Annotated in this window: 25 protein-coding genes and 1 pseudogene; 13 read left to right on the top strand and 13 right to left on the bottom strand. The window is 31.1% G+C overall.

The genetic code is table 11. The features are described 5' to 3' along the window. The first annotated feature begins 134 nt into the window (after nucleotides 1-134). Nucleotides 135-902, top strand: a complete 768-nt coding sequence (locus EV02_RS03445; RefSeq protein ID WP_032519788.1) for a DUF3120 domain-containing protein — start codon at nucleotides 135-137, stop codon at nucleotides 900-902. Then, the gene (gene nadB, locus EV02_RS03450; RefSeq protein WP_032519787.1) at nucleotides 902-2,569 is read left to right on the top strand and encodes an L-aspartate oxidase; all 1,668 of its coding nucleotides are present in this window, start codon (nucleotides 902-904) and stop codon (nucleotides 2,567-2,569) included. Before EV02_RS03445 ends, nadB begins: the two co-directional genes overlap by 1 nt. Here the strand turns inward: nadB and EV02_RS03455 are convergent. Continuing rightward, on the bottom strand, nucleotides 2,559-3,494 hold the full coding sequence (locus tag EV02_RS03455; RefSeq protein ID WP_032519786.1) for a vitamin K epoxide reductase family protein: 936 nt from the start codon (nucleotides 3,492-3,494) through the stop codon (nucleotides 2,559-2,561). The two genes, nadB and EV02_RS03455, sit on opposite strands and share 11 nt — an antisense overlap. A 105-nt stretch (nucleotides 3,495-3,599) precedes the next feature. Between EV02_RS03455 and rimO the strand changes: the two genes are divergently transcribed. Beyond that, on the top strand, nucleotides 3,600-4,964 hold the full coding sequence (gene rimO, locus EV02_RS03460; RefSeq protein ID WP_032519785.1) for a 30S ribosomal protein S12 methylthiotransferase RimO: 1,365 nt from the start codon (nucleotides 3,600-3,602) through the stop codon (nucleotides 4,962-4,964). Nucleotides 4,965-4,968: 4 nt separating this feature from the next. Here the strand turns inward: rimO and petL are convergent, their stop codons facing one another. The 5 genes from petL to EV02_RS03480 all read right to left on the bottom strand — a co-directional run bounded on the left by petL (nucleotide 4,969) and on the right by EV02_RS03480 (nucleotide 8,315). Next, complete coding sequence (gene petL, locus EV02_RS0108815; RefSeq protein WP_011375671.1) at nucleotides 4,969-5,061, bottom strand: cytochrome b6-f complex subunit PetL; 93 nt, start codon at nucleotides 5,059-5,061, stop codon at nucleotides 4,969-4,971. A gap of 64 nt (nucleotides 5,062-5,125) precedes the next feature. After that, nucleotides 5,126-5,512: a DUF4346 domain-containing protein gene (locus tag EV02_RS03465; protein ID WP_032519783.1), complete on the bottom strand. Its 387-nt coding sequence runs from the start codon at nucleotides 5,510-5,512 to the stop codon at nucleotides 5,126-5,128. 61 nt (nucleotides 5,513-5,573) lie between these two features. Further along, the gene (locus EV02_RS03470; RefSeq protein WP_032519782.1) at nucleotides 5,574-6,725 is read right to left on the bottom strand and encodes a GNAT family N-acetyltransferase; all 1,152 of its coding nucleotides are present in this window, start codon (nucleotides 6,723-6,725) and stop codon (nucleotides 5,574-5,576) included. 16 nt (nucleotides 6,726-6,741) lie between these two features. Continuing rightward, a complete protein-coding gene (locus EV02_RS03475) occupies nucleotides 6,742-7,392 on the bottom strand; it encodes a dihydrofolate reductase family protein (protein ID WP_032519781.1) in 651 nt (216 codons plus the stop codon). Then, nucleotides 7,389-8,315 (bottom strand): 6-pyruvoyl trahydropterin synthase family protein, encoded by a 927-nt coding sequence (locus tag EV02_RS03480; RefSeq protein WP_032519780.1) that lies wholly within the window; start codon nucleotides 8,313-8,315, stop codon nucleotides 7,389-7,391. Before EV02_RS03480 ends, EV02_RS03475 begins: the two co-directional genes overlap by 4 nt. A 50-nt stretch (nucleotides 8,316-8,365) precedes the next feature. Here EV02_RS03480 and EV02_RS03485 point away from each other — a divergent pair, with 50 nt between their 5' ends. Then, entirely contained in the window at nucleotides 8,366-8,923 is a 558-nt protein-coding gene (locus EV02_RS03485; protein WP_032519779.1) for a shikimate kinase, read from the top strand. Here the strand turns inward: EV02_RS03485 and EV02_RS03490 are convergent. Then, nucleotides 8,920-9,177, bottom strand: coding sequence for a chlororespiratory reduction protein 7 (locus EV02_RS03490; RefSeq protein ID WP_032519778.1), 258 nt, complete (start codon nucleotides 9,175-9,177; stop codon nucleotides 8,920-8,922). The genes EV02_RS03485 and EV02_RS03490 overlap by 4 nt on opposite strands. A gap of 1 nt (nucleotide 9,178) precedes the next feature. On the opposite strand from EV02_RS03490, the gene EV02_RS03495 reads away from it, so the two are divergent. Then, entirely contained in the window at nucleotides 9,179-9,886 is a 708-nt protein-coding gene (locus EV02_RS03495) for a DUF6816 family protein (protein ID WP_080724851.1), read from the top strand. On the opposite strand, the gene EV02_RS03500 is transcribed toward EV02_RS03495, so the two are convergent. Continuing rightward, the gene (locus EV02_RS03500) at nucleotides 9,873-10,598 is read right to left on the bottom strand and encodes a glutathione S-transferase (protein WP_032519776.1); all 726 of its coding nucleotides are present in this window, start codon (nucleotides 10,596-10,598) and stop codon (nucleotides 9,873-9,875) included. The genes EV02_RS03495 and EV02_RS03500 overlap by 14 nt on opposite strands. Before the next feature lie 54 nt (nucleotides 10,599-10,652). On the opposite strand from EV02_RS03500, the gene EV02_RS03505 reads away from it, so the two are divergent. The 3 genes from EV02_RS03505 to EV02_RS03515 are packed head-to-tail and all read left to right on the top strand — an operon-like array spanning nucleotide 10,653 to nucleotide 12,038. After that, nucleotides 10,653-10,862 carry a DUF751 family protein gene (locus EV02_RS03505; RefSeq protein WP_002806502.1) on the top strand — a complete coding sequence of 70 codons (210 nt, stop codon included), beginning with the start codon at nucleotides 10,653-10,655 and terminating at the stop codon, nucleotides 10,860-10,862. After that, nucleotides 10,862-11,254, top strand: a complete 393-nt coding sequence (gene rbfA / locus EV02_RS03510; RefSeq protein WP_032519775.1) for a 30S ribosome-binding factor RbfA — start codon at nucleotides 10,862-10,864, stop codon at nucleotides 11,252-11,254. The genes EV02_RS03505 and rbfA overlap by 1 nt, the downstream gene beginning before the upstream one ends. Then, nucleotides 11,241-12,038, top strand: a complete 798-nt coding sequence (locus tag EV02_RS03515; protein WP_032519774.1) for a uroporphyrinogen-III synthase — start codon at nucleotides 11,241-11,243, stop codon at nucleotides 12,036-12,038. Before rbfA ends, EV02_RS03515 begins: the two co-directional genes overlap by 14 nt. On the opposite strand, the gene EV02_RS03520 is transcribed toward EV02_RS03515, so the two are convergent. Continuing rightward, nucleotides 12,031-12,501 (bottom strand): SRPBCC family protein, encoded by a 471-nt coding sequence (locus tag EV02_RS03520; RefSeq protein ID WP_032519773.1) that lies wholly within the window; start codon nucleotides 12,499-12,501, stop codon nucleotides 12,031-12,033. The genes EV02_RS03515 and EV02_RS03520 overlap by 8 nt on opposite strands. A 3-nt stretch (nucleotides 12,502-12,504) precedes the next feature. Beyond that, nucleotides 12,505-13,959, bottom strand: coding sequence for a 9,9'-di-cis-zeta-carotene desaturase (zds, locus tag EV02_RS03525; RefSeq protein ID WP_032519772.1), 1,455 nt, complete (start codon nucleotides 13,957-13,959; stop codon nucleotides 12,505-12,507). Nucleotides 13,960-14,058: 99 nt separating this feature from the next. Between zds and EV02_RS03530 the strand changes: the two genes are divergently transcribed. From EV02_RS03530 to EV02_RS09755, 4 genes are read left to right on the top strand one after another with little or no spacing between them, the layout of a single operon-like run. Continuing rightward, a complete protein-coding gene (locus tag EV02_RS03530; protein WP_032519771.1) occupies nucleotides 14,059-14,451 on the top strand; it encodes a HesB/IscA family protein in 393 nt (130 codons plus the stop codon). Between the two features lie 6 nt (nucleotides 14,452-14,457). Continuing rightward, on the top strand, nucleotides 14,458-14,886 hold the full coding sequence (locus tag EV02_RS03535) for a tetratricopeptide repeat protein (RefSeq protein ID WP_032519769.1): 429 nt from the start codon (nucleotides 14,458-14,460) through the stop codon (nucleotides 14,884-14,886). Nucleotide 14,887: 1 nt separating this feature from the next. Next, a complete protein-coding gene (locus EV02_RS03540) occupies nucleotides 14,888-16,090 on the top strand; it encodes a lipid-A-disaccharide synthase-related protein (protein WP_032519767.1) in 1,203 nt (400 codons plus the stop codon). Beyond that, nucleotides 16,083-16,352 (top strand): hypothetical protein, encoded by a 270-nt coding sequence (locus tag EV02_RS09755; RefSeq protein WP_025890277.1) that lies wholly within the window; start codon nucleotides 16,083-16,085, stop codon nucleotides 16,350-16,352. Before EV02_RS03540 ends, EV02_RS09755 begins: the two co-directional genes overlap by 8 nt. Here EV02_RS09755 and EV02_RS0108810 read toward each other — a convergent pair. Beyond that, nucleotides 16,303-17,229: a TIGR01777 family oxidoreductase gene (locus EV02_RS0108810; RefSeq protein ID WP_032519766.1), complete on the bottom strand. Its 927-nt coding sequence runs from the start codon at nucleotides 17,227-17,229 to the stop codon at nucleotides 16,303-16,305. The genes EV02_RS09755 and EV02_RS0108810 overlap by 50 nt on opposite strands. 136 nt (nucleotides 17,230-17,365) lie before the next feature. On the opposite strand from EV02_RS0108810, the gene EV02_RS03545 reads away from it, so the two are divergent. After that, nucleotides 17,366-17,602, top strand: coding sequence for an NAD(P)H-quinone oxidoreductase subunit O (locus tag EV02_RS03545; protein ID WP_032519765.1), 237 nt, complete (start codon nucleotides 17,366-17,368; stop codon nucleotides 17,600-17,602). Nucleotides 17,603-17,613: 11 nt separating this feature from the next. Here the strand turns inward: EV02_RS03545 and EV02_RS0108805 are convergent. After that, nucleotides 17,614-18,292 (bottom strand): annotated as a pseudogene (locus EV02_RS0108805) (J domain-containing protein). Nucleotides 18,293-18,308: 16 nt separating this feature from the next. Further along, on the bottom strand, nucleotides 18,309-19,277 hold the full coding sequence (gene cysK, locus EV02_RS03550; RefSeq protein WP_032520472.1) for a cysteine synthase A: 969 nt from the start codon (nucleotides 19,275-19,277) through the stop codon (nucleotides 18,309-18,311). Nucleotides 19,278-19,299 lie beyond the last annotated feature (22 nt).

Genomic DNA, 19,299 nt, shown 5'->3' with positions numbered 1-19,299 from the left:
ATATGACTCAAAGTGTATTAAATACTTTTAAAAAAGTAAATATAGGTGTGAAATTATGGGCCTTTTATTTATTAAAATATGGCATTCGCAGTTTTCTAAAACACGATTTAGATTAATTAAAATAAACTTTTTCATTGAAAGAATTAATTACAAAAAATTTAGAAGTAAAGGATAAATTCAACTATGAATCCCATAAGACAGTTGATTCATATGAAAATAGTTTTTTATCAAATCCTATATCTTTAAGATTGTGGTCTTCTTTTTTTGTAATTTTACCTATTTTTGTTCAAGCCCCTTGGGTTAGATTAGAACCAATAAGTGCTCTTTGTTTTACTTTTGTTATTGTCTTAGTGGCAATTGTTTTGAATCAGAAAGGATCAAATAAGTGGTTTATTGTCAGTTCATTATTACTTGGGATATCAGGTAGTTGGCTTGGTGGATGTTTGTTCTGGGGATGGTTAAGCCCATTTCCTATCCTACACATACCCGTTGAAGCTGTAGTTCTCCCATTGGCTTTAATTGGATTTGGTACTAATTGGAAAATAGGTTCAAGCTTTTATATCTCTTCTTTATTTGGAACCGCAGTTACCGACATTACAATATTTTTAATCGGAATCATGGATCAATGGAGGCAGGTAATTAAAGCAGATTCTGAAAATGCACCCATGATTCTTCAAAAAACTTCAGAGAGCCTTATTCAAATAAAATCATTATCTATTATCGTTTTTGTTGCTCTTATACTTTGGTTTATTTCAAAAGAAATTTTAGATTCTGGCACAATTAATACTACTAGTGGTAAAGCACTCTTAGTTTCTGGTTACGTAATTCAAACGACATTAATTGTTGATGGTATTTTTATTGTTTTAGCAATTCTGCAACCAACTTTTAGTGGCCTGGTTTAATGTTAAGGCCTCCATTTTCGCAAGAACCGATACCAATAAATAATTGGGATGTAATCGTTATAGGCGCTGGAGCTGCAGGCCTTATGACTTGTCTTGAATTACCCTCAAATTTAAAAGTGCTTCTTTTAAATAGAAATACTAGTAAGGTATCTTCTAGTAGATGGGCTCAAGGCGGAATTGCATCTGTTGTTAGACAAGATGATTCATTTGATCTTCATGCTGAGGATACTTTAAAAGCAGGTGATGGACTATGTGATTTTCAAGCTGTAGAAATGTTAGTTAAAGAAGCTCCAGGTTGTGTAGAGAGGTTGCAGAATTTAGGGATGATTTTTGATCAAAGTTCTGATCAACTAGCTACTACCTTGGAAGCAGCCCATTCACGAAGAAGAGTCTTACATGTTAAAGATCGTACTGGAAGAGCATTAGTTGAAGTTCTAGAAGATCATATTGAGAATAAAAAAAATATTCTTCACTGCAGGGGTGTAAGAGTAACTGAACTTCTCATTGAAAATAAAGAATGTAGAGGAGTTCAGGTTCTTGATGGAGCAAATTTGTATTGGATTAAATCTAGAGCTGTTGTTTTGGCTACAGGTGGGGGTGGACACTTATTCACAAACACAACAAATCCTGCTCAATCCTCTGGTGAAGGGATTGCTCTTGCATGGAAAGCAGGAGCTGCTATCGAAGATTTAGAGTTTGTTCAATTTCATCCAACAGCTTTAAAATTTTATGGTGCACCTTGCTTCTTAATATCTGAGGCACTTAGAGGGGAAGGAGCGATTTTAGTTGATAAAAATGGTGAAAGTCCAGTTAAAAATCTTGAAAATCGTGATCTAGCTTCTAGAGATCAGGTAAGTAGAGCAATTATGAAAAATATGCATGATAATAATGTAGACCATGTTGGCTTAGATCTTCGGTATATTGACCCAGAAAAAATTGTAGAGCGCTTCCCCACGATCTTAAGTCGATGTCAGGATTATGGCGTTAACCCCTTAAATGCAGTTATTCCCGTAGCTCCTGCAGCACATTATTGGATGGGAGGTGTTAAAACTGATCTAAATGCATCTTCAACAAGAAAAGGATTATATGCCGTTGGAGAAGTTGCTTCTACAGGTGTGCATGGTGCTAATAGACTGGCAAGTAATTCACTGATGGAGTGTCTTGTTTTCGCAAGAAAAATGTCTTCAATTGTTTTGAATGATCTTTCTAAATTTGAAAAATTTGATAGATCATTTCAAGAGTTTGATTTTGAAGATCCTAAAGAAGATCAAATTTCTATAATTGCTGAAAAAATTGATGAATTAAGAAAACTTTGTTGGTTAAATTTAGGGGTATCTCGAAATAAGGTAAATATGAGTCATTTTTTAAATTACATTCAAAATGATATAGATAAATTAAATAAAAATGATTTACTAAATAGTCTTGAAAAAATAAAATTTGATCAAAAAATAAAACTTAATGAACGTAATAGAAGAGCATTAAATCTTTTACTTGATTTAAAGAATAGACAAATAACCACCATAACTTTATTAAAAGCTTGTCTATTTAGAGAAGAAAGTAGAGGAGGGCATTATAGAGATGATTTCCCTGATAAAGATAAAAATTGGGAATGCCATACTAGACAACAGTTAGATCAAAAAATTCAAAAAAGATTAATTAAAAATTGAGATCTCCCTGATAGTCGGTTTTTGTTGCTAATTCATTTAATTCACGTGTACCACTAATAATTTCTCCATTTATTTCCCAAGAAGGAAAACCACTGATTCCTTTCGTTTGGCATAACTCATACTCATTATCTTTACCATCTTTAGCACACTCAACTACTTTTAATTCTTTAACTGCTTCCTTACCAAATAATTGTTTTTGATCGTGGCAATGCGGGCACCAGTATGCACTATACATAATAATATTGTTTTCACTTAAAAATTTTGCAAACCTTAACTTCTGGGGAGAGCTTGAAGTGGTAATTATTGGGGATACATTTTCAGTGGGGTTTGCAACATCAATTGCATTAGAGGGGTCAACGTTTGTTGACCAAATTAGGCCTCCCAGCAGGACACTAATGGCTAGAATGAAACCTCTAAAAATCATAGGTTCTCTACTTTCGAACTTTGCTCCAATCATAGAAATTATAAAGATAGAAAACGATAAAATTGCTGAAAGTATACAAAAAAAGCAATATGCTTGAATCTTAAAAAACATTATGTTTATCAATAAAAAGCTAAATGTTGATGACGCACAAGAAATTAGAAATATTAACCACCATAAAAACTTATTTAGTTTTTCTTTTGGGGAAATTAAATTAAGCGAGAGTACTATTGAGATAACTAATATTGATAAATATGTTATAAATCCTGCTAATGAAAGAGGTATATTAACTTGATCATTTTCAAATAAAGTACCCCAAGGACTATTTAAAACTGTTTCACAACCATTTTGTATGCCTGGGCATGAAAGCGAAGTAAATAATCCCCAGTTTTTTAAAGTAATCGAACCTGTATCAACTATGCCTATAGTGCTAAGAATTGCAATTATGATTTTTGGCCATTTCAAATCTTTTTGATTTCTTCTGTTTAAAGTCTTAAGGGCCATACAAAAAGAAAGTTTGTTATTTACATTATCTATCCTAATATTATCTTGGCATGAGAGTTATATACGAAATGCTGTATAAATCTTTTAATTCTTATTTTTCAAGTTGTGAAACAAAATAGTCTCAATGTAAAAGAAAAAAAACTATCTAAGGTTGCATTCAGTCATGTTGGTTGTGAGAAAAATCTTGTTGATACTGAACATATGCAAGGCTTACTAGATAAAGAGGGTTATGAAGTTGACAGCAATATAAATGATGCAAATGTTGTTGTTGTAAATACTTGCAGTTTTATTGAAACAGCTCGAGAAGAATCTATTAGAAAAATTCTAGAATATACAAATCAAGGAAAGGAAGTAATAGTTGCAGGCTGTATGGCTCAGCATTTTAAAGATGAGCTTATAAAAGAAATCCCTGAAATAAAAGGTTTGATTGGAACAGGAGATTATCAAAAGATAGCCAAGGTTTTAGACAGAGTAGAAAAAGGGGAAATCGTTAATGAAGTTTCAAAAATACCGGAATTTATTGCAGATGAGGAAATACCTCGTTTTGTAGATAAAAATAAATTTGTTTCTTATCTTCGCATTGCTGAAGGCTGCAACTATAATTGCGCTTTTTGTATTATTCCTAAGTTGAGAGGTCCTCAAAGAAGTAGAACAATAGAATCTATAGTTTCAGAAGCCAAAAGTCTTGCAAAACAGGGTATTCAAGAAATCATTTTAATTAGTCAAATAACAACTAATTATGGTCAAGATATTTATGGAAAACCATCATTAGCCAAACTTTTGAATGAGCTTTCTAAAGTTCCAATTCCTTGGATAAGGATACATTATGCTTATCCAACGGGTTTAACTGATGAAGTTATTAGAGCTTTCAAAGATTCAAAGAATATAGTGCCTTACTTTGATTTACCACTTCAGCATAGTCATCCAGATGTATTGAAGAGTATGAATAGACCTTGGCAGGCTTCTTTGAATGAATCAATTTTGGAAAAAATTAGAGAAGAAATCCCATCTGCTGTATTAAGAACTAGTCTCATTGTTGGATTTCCGGGAGAAAAAAAAGAACATTTTGAACATCTTCTCGAATTTTTGGATAGGCACAAATTTGATCATGTGGGAGTGTTTATTTTTTCTCCTGAAGAAGGAACTGCAGCTTTTCATTTGCCAAATAAAGTTTCCCTAGAGGTTGCAGAGGCAAGAAAAGATAACGTTATTTCAGTTCAACAAAATATCTCTAAAGATAAAAATCAGTCATATGTTGGTTCAAAAATGAAGATTTTGGTGGAAAAAATATCAGATAATAACGAATTAATAGGTCGGTCCTATAATTTTGCCCCTGAAATTGACGGAACAGTAATTTTATCTGTTATGGATAAAATTGATTTGAAAAATTATATTGGTAAATTTGTTGAAGCAAATATTTCTTTTGCAGATGAATATGATTTGTATGGAGAGACTATTAAAATTTACTAGTTTTTTAAATTAATTTAACTGCTCTTAAGAGCTTATCTAATGCGAAAGCAGCTCCAAAACCAAAACCAATAAATGCAAAATAGAAAATGATGTTCATTAATTTTTTAATTTTTATTTAATTTAACATCAGATGAACAGATTAGATTTTTTCGTTTAATTTCTTAATCTTGGATATATGGTAATTTTTTGTATAAACATTCTTCTGCTTTTTGTAGTTCCCTGCCTAAATATAGGGCATGGTCAAATCTGGTTATTAAGTCATTTCTTTCTTCAGTGATCATTATTCCAATTTGTTTCGCACTAATACCTTTAAAAACTGCATTACTAACTCTTTTATTTTGAGAGTTGCATTTAATTGGTTCATTTGTTTCAGGGTCAAGCGCATATCCGTCATCATTAATATTATTTAGAAAGTGCTCTAAAATTATTTTATTTTCTTCTAAATCTACTTTGATAATAAAATAACCGTTTGGATCCAAATCTATATATCGGTTGGATAAGTTATTATCAGTAATTGTTTTTTCATCGAAACTGTTCTTAGAATCCATTCTTAGAAGTTAATAAAAAACTATATTACTAATATAATCTTTGGTAAAGCTGAATAATTTTTTATTTAAAGGGTATAGATTTATTTTCAAAATCTATTTCCATCTCGGTTTGTTTATTCACTTCATTTAGCCAAGGATAAATTATTTTTTCCATATTTTTGTCAAACCACTTATGCATGCTAACGGTGCTTTTTGCAAAAAACCCTCTCCGTCTTTTATGTTTACCACCCGCTCCAGGATCAAACAAATGTATATTATTTTTTATTGCCCATTCAATTGGCTGGTAATAGCATAATTCAAAATGTAAATTAGATATTTCTTCTTGACTACCCCAATATCTACCCCATAGGTTGTTTTGATTTTTAACGCACATCGACATAGCAAAAATTTCATTTGAATCATGTTTTGATGCACCAAAAAGTAAAAGATTTCTTTTATTATCAATCAGTGTTTCGAAAAATGTAGATGTTAGATATTTACTTCCCCAAACCCCCCACCTTGAACAATGCTGTTCATAAAAATTATGCATTTTTTTGAGGATTTCTTGGTTGATATCATCTTCATTAAAAATTTCTACTTTAATGTCTTGTTTAGCAATTGATTTCCTCTCTTTTTTTATATTTTTTCTCTGATTAGAGTTAAATCTAGATAGAAAATCGTCAAATGTTTTTTCTCCATTACTCCTCCATTCACTGCTGGAGTTTATCCATTCATAGTATCCCAAAGATTTAAGATGGTTGCCCCAGCTTTCATCAATATATAAAAAATTACAACTTAGGATTTTGTTTGTAATTGCAAAGCTTTCGATATGGTTTATGAGTAAATTTGTAATCTCTTTCTTGTCTTTATTTTGTTTATAAAGAAATTGATATCCATTTACAGGACTATAAGGACTCATTCCAATTAATTTAGGGTAATAATTTAAATTCAGCTCTTGAGCCAATCTTGCAAATGATTGGTCAAAAATGAATTCTCCATAGCTATGATTTTTTAAAAAAAGTGGGGCAATTCCTAGTATTTCTTCATTTTTATAAGCAACAAAATATAGAGGCTGCCAACCAGTTTCTCTTGAAACACTTTTAGAGATCTCAAGGTTTTTAATCCAAGTCCATTCATAAAATGGATTTATTTCATTTGCTAATTCATTCCATATCTCCTTGGAGATTTCCTTAATTGACAATTTGACTTCAACTTTATATATTTTTTGGTTCATTTATTATTGAACTATTTCAAATCTTTTTGTAATGAACATGGATTTCATTATTCATTAAATTTTTAATTGATTTTATTTCCCATAGCCTTTTGAGATTAAAAATCGCATTTGTTTGTTCTGGAGGGATCCATGTATATATACCTCCAATAATTCGTGGAATTATTGTAATTTTTATATCTGTTATTAGATCCTCTTTTATGAATGAATTTATAAGTTTTGCACCTCCTAGCAGAGCTAAATCATTTATCCCTTGTTTTTTAAGTGAAATTAAAGTTTTTTTCCATGAATCTTCGAAAAAGAGTTCTTTCTCGAATTCATTATTCGACGAATTATCAACTTTACTTGAGCTTATTAGCCATCTTCTAATTGGTTGACGAAAGTATTTCCAATTACTGTTAAATTTTTTGCTATTTGAAGCAACTATAGAAATTGGTTGGCTTTTTGATATATGTATTCCGTCATTATCAGTGAGATTTTTAACTAGGTAAGTTGATTGATGAGCTATTAAAGTACCTAAACCAAAAATGGTGGCGTCAACCATTGATAAGTTTTGATTTAATATTTTTTTATCTTCATCGCTTCCAAGATGCGATTCTCCACCTCCAGGAAATGCAATTCTCCCATCAAGACTTGATGCTATAACAATTATTACTCTTGGGATATTCAAGTTTGCGTTACTAAACTATTTTCCAATTTTAACTTCAACGAATTGGTTAACTTTTGATCAACATAAATTTCTGCAGCATTATTTGGACTCTCTTGGAGTCTTATTTTGTGTAATATTGCACCAAGATTACATATTGGTTTTTTAAGAATATCAGAAATATATAAAGCTATATTTTCAGCAGTTGGAACACAATTATGGAAAAATTCGATGTCTTTATTAAGAAAAGTATGATCTAGTTGTTCAACAACTAAATCGTTAATTATCTCTTGGAGGGCAGATAAGTCGCAAACCATTCCTGTTCTTTTATCAATTTCTCCTTTTACAGTTATATCGACAAGATAGTTATGACCATGTCCATTAACTCTGGCACATTTCCCATAGATTTTTTTATTTTCATCAAAGGATATCTCTTCTTTTGCAAGTCTATGAGCGGCTGCAAAATGAGTTTGTACTGTTAAAAATGCTTCCATGTTTTTTCCAAAATAATCTGCCCATAAATTTGGGTTTTCATAAAGTCTTAGACTTGTAAGTGGTAAATCATCCTTCAGACGACTCCAAATGACCTTTACTAATGCTTCAGTTGTGGGAAGTATACCTTCTTGATTATTAACATTAAATTCAGGCCAGACATCATTTAAAAAACGAAAATCTAATTGTCCAGTAACCTTATCTTTAATGGAGTGTTTTACATCAGAGAGATTAAGTACCATTCCATCAGAGTCTAGTTCTCCACCCATTGAAACAATAAGTTCATAATTATGACCATGACCTGGTGCAATACTGCACTTTCCAAAAAGAGATAAATTTTCTTCTGGGCTTTTTTCAGGGAGCCAATAACGGTGACTAGAACTAAAGCAGGCACGTCGAGTTATGACGCATTCACGTCCTCTTCCATGAGATGGTTTGGATTGTGTAGAAGTCATAATTGTCTGCGATAATACTATCTTAAGGTTTTAAATACGCTTTTGTCTTTATGGAACAATCCATTATCGAAAAAACAGTTCATGCTATTAAGGGCAGAAGCATATTTTTAATAGGAATGATGGGTTCGGGCAAGTCACAAACTGGTTTGAAGCTGGCTGAATTATTGAAGTATAAATACATTGATTTGGATTCATTAATAGAGAAGTTGGCAAAAAAATCTATCAATCAAATTTTTAAGGACGAAGGAGAAGATAATTTCCGCGAAATAGAAGCAAACTGCCTTAAAGAAACTATCAAAATTCCTTCATTAGTAATCTCAACTGGGGGAGGAATAGTTACCAAATCGGAAAACTGGGGAATCTTAAGACAGGGAATAATTGCTTGGATAGATCTCGACAAAGATATAGCAATTGAAAGATTGAAAAATGAAATTGAAAATAGACCACTTCTTCAGGGAAAGAATCTAAATGATCTATATATGAGCATTTTTCAATCTAGAGAAAATTTGTATTCTCAAGCAGATTTAAGAATTCAAGTAAAAAAAGAAAATATTGAAGAAGTTGCTATGAAAATAATTAATGCAATTCATAAAGAAATAATCAGTTAATCTGGTTCAATTCTTACTGCAAACCATTTGATAACGTATCCTAATTTTATTTCTAATTCATAAGTACTTTCCAATAATTCTTCAAAAAATTCCTGATCAGGAACTTCTATATTTTGATATATTGTTTGTGTTTCTGTCTTACTAAGCCAATTCTTTAACCATAAAATTGCTTCTTGCTTTGATACAATTTTTTCCTTTGAATCTGGCTCTAATAATACATAATGATCTGATGCTCTTATTAGTGGATTTGACATAATGAAAATTATTCTTGGATTAATTCTTTGCTTGATTTTTCAAGGAATTTTTTTAGAAAGTTCTTTTGCTCTAGTAGATTCTAACGTACGAGAGTTTTTGGAAAATCGTGTAAATCAATGGCCAGAATTATATTTGCCAAATTTTAAATTATCGGATACTTCTAAGGATTTAATTTATCCTGAATGGTTCGAGGGGAATTGGCTTGTTACTTCTCAAGATATAGTTAATGATTCAGAAGAGCCAATTATTTATAAAGTAAATTTCTTTAAGAATGATTCAGATTTGATTGTTGGTAATCGTGCAAAAAATTCTGAATCTATTGGAAAAGCAATATTTGGTGAAACCTTAATCAAGGTTGTAAATGATCCTCAATCTATTAATAATCAAATTACTTATTTAAAAGATGATTTTTATATTGATTCAAGAATTACAGGGAGAAATCAGATCCAAGACAATGATATTTTTTTCGCAGATGAGCTAGTTATACAAACAGGACATAAACCAGGTGCTTCAAGGATTAATCAGGTAGAGACCATTAGTAAATTTCAAAAATGTTCCGAAGAAATATTGGAAGTTGATAATTCAATCAAACCATCAATTTGTGGAGTGCAATATGTTGCTTCTTATGGTTCAAAAGTTGGTGATCCTTCTATTCATGCTATCAAAACAAATAAATATAAATTGAAGTTTGAATTTATTGAGAGTTAGCACTAAAAAGATATTCTTCTAAGTTGTTCCTCCAAATGAAAAGATTCTCTAAATAAGGGTTGTTTATGTATTCTTGGCTACCCTCTCCTGAAAGAATTGGTCCTGCAGACTTTGGAAATTTAATAAGGGATAATTGAGCAGCAATTGAAATATCTGCAATTGATAAACTATCTCCAACTAAATATTTCTTGTTGATCAAGGATTTTGATAAAGCTTCCAGTAATTTTTGGAGTTCTAAATTTTCTTTAGAAGAAAAAACTACATTAGAAATTTTACTAAGATTTTTAAAAGGTAATTTATCAACAATACTTTTAACTGAAGAAGGTATTTCATCTGGAAGTAATGCAGTTCTTAGCTGTGGATTTTCTATTGCAGATTTTATTAAAGCTCTTCTACAAGTTGTAGCCATTGTAGTATCTGCCCAGTCTTCAATTAGTTTGCATTGTGCAAATAATATTGGATCCTCAGGAAAAAGTGGATTGTTTTCATTTTTTTTATCTATATATTCGCAAATAGTTGAAGAGTCATTAATAACTTGATCATTACTATCGACTATTACAGGTACTTGTTTTTGACCTGATAATTTAAAGATTTCAAATTGGCCTATGCCAGGTGTTACTTCTTCAACTCGATATTGTAGTTTTTTTGCGTGAAGAGCCATTCTTGTTTTTAAACAAAAAGCACTATGCCTAAATTGATATAATGTAATCATGCTGTTTAATGTTTGTTAAAACTTAGCTAAAAAAGTAATCTATTTGTGGAGCTGATGGGCGAATTTTTCTCTAATGTTGCGAGATATCCAAAGTATTTGATATCTATCATTGTTGGGGGACTTGTTGCTTTGCTTGAACCTTTATTCAAAAATAGATCAAATCCACTCACAATAGTAGGTTTGATATCTTCTGTATTAAGTGCTTTCATAACTGTTTATTTTGTCTTGCAAGCGATGACAAACCCAATAAATTTACAACCATAATGCCAAATAATTACCGTCTTGCAAAAGTTTCTTCTCTTTTGAAGAAAGAAATAACTCTTATTTTGCAGAATGATTTAGAAAATGATCTTATTAGAGATAATTTCGTCAATATTTCTAAGATTGATTTATCAGGTGATTTGCAACACTGTAAAATTTATATAACTTCAACTGCTCAAGAGAAAGTGAGGAAAGAAATTGTATTAAACTTGAATACTGCTAAAAGCTCTATAAGGCATAGTTTAGGAAAAAGAATTGAGATGAGAAGAGTTCCAGAGATAATTTTTAAAGACGATGTTGTTCTTGATAAAGGATTATCAGTCTTGAAACTTCTCGATGAATTAAAAAATAAAAATAAAAATCATAATGTTGAGGACAAGGATGCCAAAAGTTGATCTACCCCTTGATCAAAGAAATATAATTATTACTCGATCAAAAGAAGGGATATTGGATATAAAAAAGATATTTATAAGCAAGGGCGCTAATGTATTTGATTTACCTGCAATAAGTATTGCTGATCCTGATGATTTGAATCCTCTTGATGAAGCATTAAATCAAATAAATGATTTTCATTGGATTATTTTTTCCAGTAGTAATGGGATCAAATTTGTAGATAAGCGACTTAGATATTTTAATAGTTCATTAAAAGAATGTTCTAAAAAAACAAAAATCGCCGTAGTCGGAGAAAAAACCTCAAAAACTCTTGATGATTTTGGGATTAAGGCTGATTTCATACCTCCAGAATTTGTTGCTGAAAGTTTAATTGATAATTTCCCAGTATCTGGTTATGGACTTCGAGTTTTTGTACCAAGAGTTCAAACTGGGGGTAGGGATTTAATTGCAGATCAATTTAGAAAGGCTGGTTCTCGTGTATTTGAGGTTGCTGCATATGAAACTAGATGTCCTGAATCAATTCCGGAAGAAACAATTGATATTATTTCTAATCGAAAAGTCGATGCGATTATTTTCTCAAGCGGTAAAACCGTAGTAAATGCTGCTTTTTTACTAGAAAAAAAACTTGGTAAACAATGGTTAGAATATTTTGATCAAATTAAGTTATTAACTATTGGACCTCAGACAACAAAAATATGTAACAAGATTTTTGGAAGAGTTGATAGTCAGGCACAAAAATATACTTTTGAAGGACTACTAGATGTAGCAATTAATATTTTTAATTAGAAAAATTTTTTGTATAGTTCTTTTCAACTAAATCTTTGAACCTATCAATATTGGTCTGTAATTCGTTTGTAACCATTTTGCCTAAAATATTTTCTTCCATAAAACGAGCAATCATTTTTGGTAGTTCATAAGTTATTGCTAAATTTACCGTTGTGATTTGATCAGTTTTACTTTCGAAAACTACTGATCCCTCAGTTGGCAAACCTCCTATTGATTTCCATTTAAGTTTGCTTTTTTCAACCCTTTCTGTAATTTGAGCTTTCCATTTAAACTTAAAGCCATTTGCAGCTAAAGTCCATTCTGTTAAGTCTGGTAACGTATTAGTTTCTTCGTCAACTGTTTTTACAGATTCAATCCAGCTCATCCAAAGTGACATTGATTCTAAATCGCTCCATGTGTCCCATACATTTTCAAGAGGCGCATTAACGACTGTTATTACGTTATGTTTTAGCCAAGTACCCATTAATTAACTTACTGCAAGATTTTTTGCTAATTCGGCTTTCTTCTCTAAAATTGCGGCGGCAGCTAAATGACCACTCATTGTAGCTCCCTCCATAGAGTCTATATAATCTTGTTTTGTGTAACTACCAGCCATGAAGAAATTAGATATAGATGTTTTTTGATCTGGTCTGAAAGGTTCCATACCGGGAGCTTCTCTATAGAGTGATTGTGGAATTTGTACCACATTACTCCAAAGCAATTTAAGGTTTTTTGAGGATGGGAATAGACGGCGAACCTCTTTATCAATTTCTTTTGTAATTCTTTCTGTGGATCTTCCCATCCATCTATCGCCAGGAGTTAAAACACATTGGAGAAGCGATCCCATATCTTTTTTTCTATAGTCTGCTGGACTTGCTAGTGCTAAATCAGCAAAACAACTGAAAGAGGCATCAGCAGAATAAAGAAGGTTATCTAGTCCAATTGGTTCGTTTCCAGTATTATCTTTTTGTAATTCAGTAACCCAACCGTCATATCTTAATTGGATTGTGGCAACAGCTACAGCTCTAAGTTTTTTTAAACCTTCAAATTCTTTAAATTGATACCATTCTTTTGGAATTATTTTTTTTATTCCAGGAACATCACAGGCAGCTAGGAATTTATCTGCAAATACTGCCTTAATTCCTTCAGGAGAAGATATTTTTAATTGATTTACTGAATAAGAGGAAGATTCCTTTTCATAAATGATTTCTTCTACCTTATGGTTCAGATGTATTTTTGCTCCTTTGTTTGTGATGTAGTCGACGATCGGTTGAGTTAACCACTTATGAGGGGAACCTTTTAAAAGATTAAGTTTTGAGGCTTCTGTTTTTGAAGCAAACATCATGAATATAGTTAGCATGCATCTTGCTGAAATATCTTTGCAATTAATAAAACCTAATGCATATGCGATGGGATCCCACATTCTTTCTAAACTTTTTTCACTTCCACCATGGTTTAAAAACCATTCTTTAAAACTAATTCTATCCAGATCTCTAATTATTTTCATTGCGCCTTCATAGTCTATCAATCCTCTAACGATTGGACTTGTCCCTAAAGCTAAGGCATTTCTGAACTTATCTATCCAAGTAAGTTGTTCGGTGGTAAAAAAAGCTTTAAGTCCGTTAAATGGAGCACCTAAAGGGAATCTGAAGTCTAAAGATTTTAAATTACCACCATTATTGATAAATAGATGAGTATGATCTTTCGGGAGTAAATTGTCTAGAGCTCCCACTTTTTTCATTAATTTAAAAAGATTTGCATAATTATAAAAAAATACATGTAAACCCATTTCTATGTGGTTGCCATCCTTATCTTCCCAACTCCCTACTTTACCTCCCCAAAATGACCTGCTCTCGTAAATTTCTACTTCGTGACCTTCATCAACTAAATTGACTGCAGCTGTAAGACCAGCTAATCCAGAACCAACTATTGCAATTTTCACTTTTTCTTAGAATTATAACAAATCAAGTTTGGATAACGTTTGTTCTATGCATCCTATCGATTAAGTTTTTATATTATATATAGTAGAAATCCCTTGTTTATGGAAAATGTAGAAGTTAAACAGGAAATTAAAAATTCTGATGATGGCAAAGGTATCTTAATTACGAACGATGCTATAGAACAAATATCAAATTTATTGAAGGGCCAAAGTGATAAAAAAGCACTAAGGGTAGGAGTGAGATCAGGCGGTTGTAGTGGGATGAGTTATACGATGGATTTTATAGGAACTGATGCAATAAATCCCGACGATAAAGTTTATGATTATTCGTTAAAAGCTGATCAAAGCATTCAAGTAGTTTGTGATCCTAAAAGTCTTTTATATATTTATGGAATGCAGTTAGATTTTAGTAAGGAATTAATTGGCGGTGGCTTTAATTTTGTAAATCCCAATGCCTCTCAAACTTGCGGTTGTGGAAGCTCCTTTGCAGTTTAATAAATAATGAATAACGAAATTAATCCCATTGAAGAGGATTTTAATGAAGCTTTATCAAGATATAAAGCAGGGCAAGATTTAATTCCAATCGTTCAAGATTTTCAAAAAATTATACAGCAAATTCCAAATCATTTTGCTGCTTGGACTTGTTTATCATGGCTTCAATTACTTTTGAAAAATAATGAAGAAGCTTTGTCAGCTGCCAGACAAGCTGTTCGATTAAATCAGCAAGATCCACAAGCAAGAATGAATTTGTCTTTAGCTCTTTTGGCTACCAATAATAAAGGTGTTAGGGATCATATTGAGTTAATAAAAAAAATGTCTATGATGATGCCAGATGTGAAAAGTGAGTTGAAAGAATCTGTTGAAGACGGATTAAATAGATATCCAGATTGGCCTGAATTAACCAAAGTAAAAAAATGGTTGGAATTTTAGATTGTTTAAAATTTTAATATTAAGTAATGGGCATGGAGAAGATCTATCTGGCAGTCTATTAGCTAAACAATTCGTAAAAAGTGGTTATTCTGTTCATGCTTTGCCAATTGTTGGTATGGGAAACCATTACGAAAAAGAAAAAATTAAAATTATTGGTAAAACTAAAGAATTTAGAACTGGAGGAATTGGCTATAATACTTTCAAGGGAAGACTTACTGAGATATTAGGAGGAGAGATATTTTATCTTCTAAAGAGATTATATTTAACTTTTAAATTAAGAAAAAAATATGATTATTTTTTTGTAGTTGGAGATATTGTGCCAGTTTTTTTTGCATGGGTTTGTAAGAAAGATTTTTTTACATATCTAGTTGCTTATTCCAGCCATTATGAAGGGAAGTTGAAATTACCATGGCCCTCTAAATTTTTCTTTCTCTCACAAAAAGCAAAAAAAATATATGTCAGAGATTCCCTTACAGCTAATGATTTAACATTGCAATTAAAAAAGAAAGTGTCTTTTTTAGGCAATCCATTTATGGATAAGTTTTTTCCTAGAAACAAAGAATTAAATAAAGCTGAATTTAGTATTGGATTATTTCCAGGAAGTAGATTCCCTGAGATTTTAGATAATTTTGTTTTTATTTTAGAGGTATTAGAGGCATTGTCAGATTTAAGATATTTTCAAAAAATTCAGTTTAATTTTGCAATAGTTAATGCTCTATCTTCATCAAAAATAAAGGAGATATTTCAAAAAAGAGGATGGTTAAATATAGAAAATATAAAAGATGATAATCTCTTGAAATTCCAATATAAATTTTTAGAAGTAAATATATATTGGAATAATTTTGACAAAATATTATTGAAAAGTAGATGCTGTATTAGCATGGCAGGAACAGCAGCAGAGCAAGCGATTGGATTAGGAAAACCGGTTATTCAGATTGAAGGAAAAGGTCCACAATTTACAAAAACTTTTGCAGAAGCGCAAAGACGTTTGCTTGGAAAATATGTTTTTTGTGCCAGTAATTATAAAGATAAAAATGATCAAATCAATCAGACAATTAAATTGATCATAAAAATAATATACCTTATACAGCTAAATAAGAAGTTTATGATTTCATGTAATGAAAATGCTAAAAAAAGACTGGGTGAAAACAAAGCTTGTCCTAAAATCGTTGATGATATGAATATTGTTATAAAAAATGACTAAGGAGAATAATCAAAATAAGTTAAAACAAATTATCGATAATTTGTTATTAATAAATTTATTTACAGTCATTTTTTTTGCAATATTTTTTATTTTTGCAATTATCATGCAATTTAATGGGATATTTATTTTTATTAATTTTATTCAGATAGTTTGGAATCCTCTTGTGGTTCCATTGATAACAATTCTAATTATTGGTGCTTTAGTAAACGGTATTAATTCTTGGTGGAGGCGTAAATTGCTTTCTCAAGAAGAGGATATTTAAAAATATAATTTTTGAGTTTACTGCTAATTACTTTTTGTCCCTCTAAAACAACTTTCGCTCCATCTCCTAACAATATTTTTAAAACCGTTCCAGGCACTGGAAGTAAATTAGGTCTATTCAGACATTTGCCTAAAGTCTGAGAAAATTCTCTCATTAATACTGGATTTGGTGCAACAGCATTAAATACTCCCGAATACTTTTTATCAACTAATGCTTGAGTAATTAATGCACATAAATCCGTTCTATGAATCCAACTCATCCATTGCTTACCATCTCCAATTGGTCCACCTAATCCAACTTTAAATATAGGGAGCATTTTTCCTAATGCTCCTCCGTCTTTCTCAAGAACAATTCCAATTCTAAAAATAACTAACCTTGAGAAAAACGGCTTTTCAGCGGCGACCGCTTCCCATTTTTTGCAAAGATTAGATAAAAAGTCTTGTCCTCCAGGACTATTTTCTGTGAATTCACTAGACAAACTTGTACCGTAATAACCTATAGCTGATCCATTTATAATGACTTTTGGGTTGATTTTTAAATTTTTAAGGGTCTTCATCATAAATTTAGTGGTGTTAATACGACTATTTTCGATCTCCTGTTTTTGTTCAGAAGTCCATTTTTTTTCTGCTATGGGTTCTCCCATCAAGTTAATAATTCCATCTGTCTCTCTTAAAATATTTAGAAGATTTTCGTTATTCCAGTTTTTTTCTTTTGATAAATCTATTTGAAAAAATTTAAATTTATTGAAATCTAAATCAAGATTTAATTTACTAATGGGTTTTCTACTTACAATGTATATTTCGTGATTTTTATTAAGTAGTGTTGGTACTAATTCTTTACCAACAAATCCAGTGCAGCCAAGTAGTAAAAGACGCATATCTCATAGATGTTTATCATTTAAGGCTATTAAATTTTTTAGAAGTTTGTAATTATTATTCCGGTATAAATTTTTTTCAATAGTTTTCAAACAAGTTTTTGTATAATAAATTTCAAATAACTTTCTTGAATTTATTATGACAGATTCTATTCCAAAGAAGCCTCTCAAGAAAGGAAGCTTAGTTTTTGTAGATAGAGAAAATTATATAAAAAGTATCGAAGCGCTAGCCAGTGATGATGATCTACCTAATTATGTCTTTAAAGGTCCTGGAGAGATACTTTCAGTCAAAGAGGAATATGCTCAGGTTCGATGGCGCAGACCTGTTCCAGATGTTTGGTTGAAATTAGATCAACTTAAAGAATATACTCAATAAAATTTTTATATCTAAAAGTTTTTATTTTTTTTCTCTATAGACATCTTTGATTGTATTCTTTTTGCTTCTTTGATCATTTCTTTGCCATCAAATAAGTAATTATCTACGTATCCTTGTGTATATCTATCAAATTCTGATAGCGCATCTTTAACTTGTGAAAAACAATGATAAAGATCGAGGCCTAAAGCGGAAATAGACTTTGGAACTATTTTTTTGTTATAAATTTTTTCAACTTTTTCTATTTTCTTTTGTGAAAGAATAATATAACTGCAAAAATTATCCATTAGTTCGTCATCATATGGATCCGCAGATAGTTCTTTTATTTGGTTATTCAAAGGTTTAATGATTTGACTAATTAATCTATTTATCGGACTATAAATTTCTTTAATCCATGTTTCAACTTCTTTGTCCTTAATTGAGGAATTATGTTTTTTTGAATTAAATTTCTCTTCCCAATTTTCATTATAATGAATCAAATGATGAGCTGGAAAAGGAAAAACTGCTATCGTATTGTTTCTTTTTAATAGGGTCATTTAGAGTTTCCCAGGCATTTTGTATCGCAAGAAATCGTTCTTTCTTGCCGCCTGCATCTGGATGATGTTGCTTAACTAAAGAGCGATATGAAGATTTAATTTCACTTATGGTTGCATTTTGTTTGAGACCTAATTCTTCATATAAATTTTTTTCCATCTTTATAAATTATGCATTAAAGATAACCATCTTTTCTGGCTTGAATTGAAGTATTAGATTCAAACATTGCTGTTGATAAATATCTTTCTCCAAAACTTGGAAGAATAACTATCAATCTTTTATTCATTAGTTCTTTTCTTTTGCCGATTTTTATAGTTGCTGCTAAAGCTGCACCGCTGCTGATGCCAGATAAAAGTCCTTCCAATCTAGCTAATAAACGCCCATAATAAAATGCTTCATCGTCATCTATTTTTATAATTTCATCAATTAATTTTGTATCAAGAACTTTTGGTACAAAACCCGCGCCAATTCCTTGAATCGAATGAGACCCTGCTTTTTCTCCGGAAATCACAGCACTTTTTTTGGGCTCTACGGCATAAATTTTGCAATTTGGATTAACTTTTTTCAAAAAACGTGCACAACCAGTAATTGTTCCTCCTGTGCCTACTCCTGTAACTAGTCCATCTAAATTGTTATTTGATTGGGACCATATTTCTTGAGCCGTCGTTCTTTCATGAATATCTGGATTAGCAAAGTTTTCAAACTGATTAAATTGATAGCTATTTGCAATGGTTGCAGACAACTCATTAGCTAAATCTAAAGCTCCTTTCATTCCGTCTTTCCCAGGTGTTAGCTGTAATTCAGCTCCATATGCTCTCAACATTGCCCTTCTCTCAATACTCATCGTATCTGGCATAGTTAATATCAATTGATAGCCTTTTGCTGCGGCAACCATTGCTAATGCGATGCCAGTATTTCCACTAGTTGCTTCAATTAACGTTGTTTTATCTGGAGTTATCAATCCTTCTTCTTCAGCTTTACATAACATTGAATAAGCGATCCGATCCTTAACAGATGCTGATGGATTGAAACTTTCTAGTTTGGCTATTATTTCTGGATAACAATCAAAATACTTTCTGATTCGATTTAATTTAACTAATGGGGTATTTCCAACTAGAGAAGTTATATCATTCGCTATTTCCATGAAATTATTTTTAAAATTCAAA

The sequence above is a fragment of the Prochlorococcus marinus str. SB genome (genome assembly GCF_000760115.1).
GTDB lineage: Bacteria > Cyanobacteriota > Cyanobacteriia > PCC-6307 > Cyanobiaceae > Prochlorococcus_A > Prochlorococcus_A marinus_D.
Note: the sequence above shows the minus strand (reverse complement) of the source record. Positions and strands in the feature narration are given on the sequence as shown.

What these genes read in the sequence shown, in the direction of transcription:
- nadB (WP_032519787.1), top strand. Translation starts at nt 902, where the DNA reads ATGTTAAGGCCTCCATTTTCGCAAGAACCGATACCAATAAATAATTGG.
- EV02_RS03455 (WP_032519786.1), bottom strand. Translation starts at nt 3,494, where the DNA reads ATGGCCCTTAAGACTTTAAACAGAAGAAATCAAAAAGATTTGAAATGG.
- petL (WP_011375671.1), bottom strand. Translation starts at nt 5,061, where the DNA reads ATGAACATCATTTTCTATTTTGCATTTATTGGTTTTGGTTTTGGAGCT.
- EV02_RS03465 (WP_032519783.1), bottom strand. Translation starts at nt 5,512, where the DNA reads ATGGATTCTAAGAACAGTTTCGATGAAAAAACAATTACTGATAATAAC.
- EV02_RS03470 (WP_032519782.1), bottom strand. Translation starts at nt 6,725, where the DNA reads ATGAACCAAAAAATATATAAAGTTGAAGTCAAATTGTCAATTAAGGAA.
- EV02_RS03480 (WP_032519780.1), bottom strand. Translation starts at nt 8,315, where the DNA reads ATGACTTCTACACAATCCAAACCATCTCATGGAAGAGGACGTGAATGC.
- EV02_RS03485 (WP_032519779.1), top strand. Translation starts at nt 8,366, where the DNA reads ATGGAACAATCCATTATCGAAAAAACAGTTCATGCTATTAAGGGCAGA.
- EV02_RS03490 (WP_032519778.1), bottom strand. Translation starts at nt 9,177, where the DNA reads ATGTCAAATCCACTAATAAGAGCATCAGATCATTATGTATTATTAGAG.
- EV02_RS03495 (WP_080724851.1), top strand. Translation starts at nt 9,179, where the DNA reads ATGAAAATTATTCTTGGATTAATTCTTTGCTTGATTTTTCAAGGAATT.
- EV02_RS03500 (WP_032519776.1), bottom strand. Translation starts at nt 10,598, where the DNA reads ATGATTACATTATATCAATTTAGGCATAGTGCTTTTTGTTTAAAAACA.
- EV02_RS03505 (WP_002806502.1), top strand. Translation starts at nt 10,653, where the DNA reads ATGGGCGAATTTTTCTCTAATGTTGCGAGATATCCAAAGTATTTGATA.
- rbfA (WP_032519775.1), top strand. Translation starts at nt 10,862, where the DNA reads ATGCCAAATAATTACCGTCTTGCAAAAGTTTCTTCTCTTTTGAAGAAA.
- EV02_RS03515 (WP_032519774.1), top strand. Translation starts at nt 11,241, where the DNA reads ATGCCAAAAGTTGATCTACCCCTTGATCAAAGAAATATAATTATTACT.
- EV02_RS03520 (WP_032519773.1), bottom strand. Translation starts at nt 12,501, where the DNA reads ATGGGTACTTGGCTAAAACATAACGTAATAACAGTCGTTAATGCGCCT.
- EV02_RS03530 (WP_032519771.1), top strand. Translation starts at nt 14,059, where the DNA reads ATGGAAAATGTAGAAGTTAAACAGGAAATTAAAAATTCTGATGATGGC.
- EV02_RS03535 (WP_032519769.1), top strand. Translation starts at nt 14,458, where the DNA reads ATGAATAACGAAATTAATCCCATTGAAGAGGATTTTAATGAAGCTTTA.
- EV02_RS09755 (WP_025890277.1), top strand. Translation starts at nt 16,083, where the DNA reads ATGACTAAGGAGAATAATCAAAATAAGTTAAAACAAATTATCGATAAT.
- EV02_RS0108810 (WP_032519766.1), bottom strand. Translation starts at nt 17,229, where the DNA reads ATGCGTCTTTTACTACTTGGCTGCACTGGATTTGTTGGTAAAGAATTA.
- EV02_RS03545 (WP_032519765.1), top strand. Translation starts at nt 17,366, where the DNA reads ATGACAGATTCTATTCCAAAGAAGCCTCTCAAGAAAGGAAGCTTAGTT.
- cysK (WP_032520472.1), bottom strand. Translation starts at nt 19,277, where the DNA reads ATGGAAATAGCGAATGATATAACTTCTCTAGTTGGAAATACCCCATTA.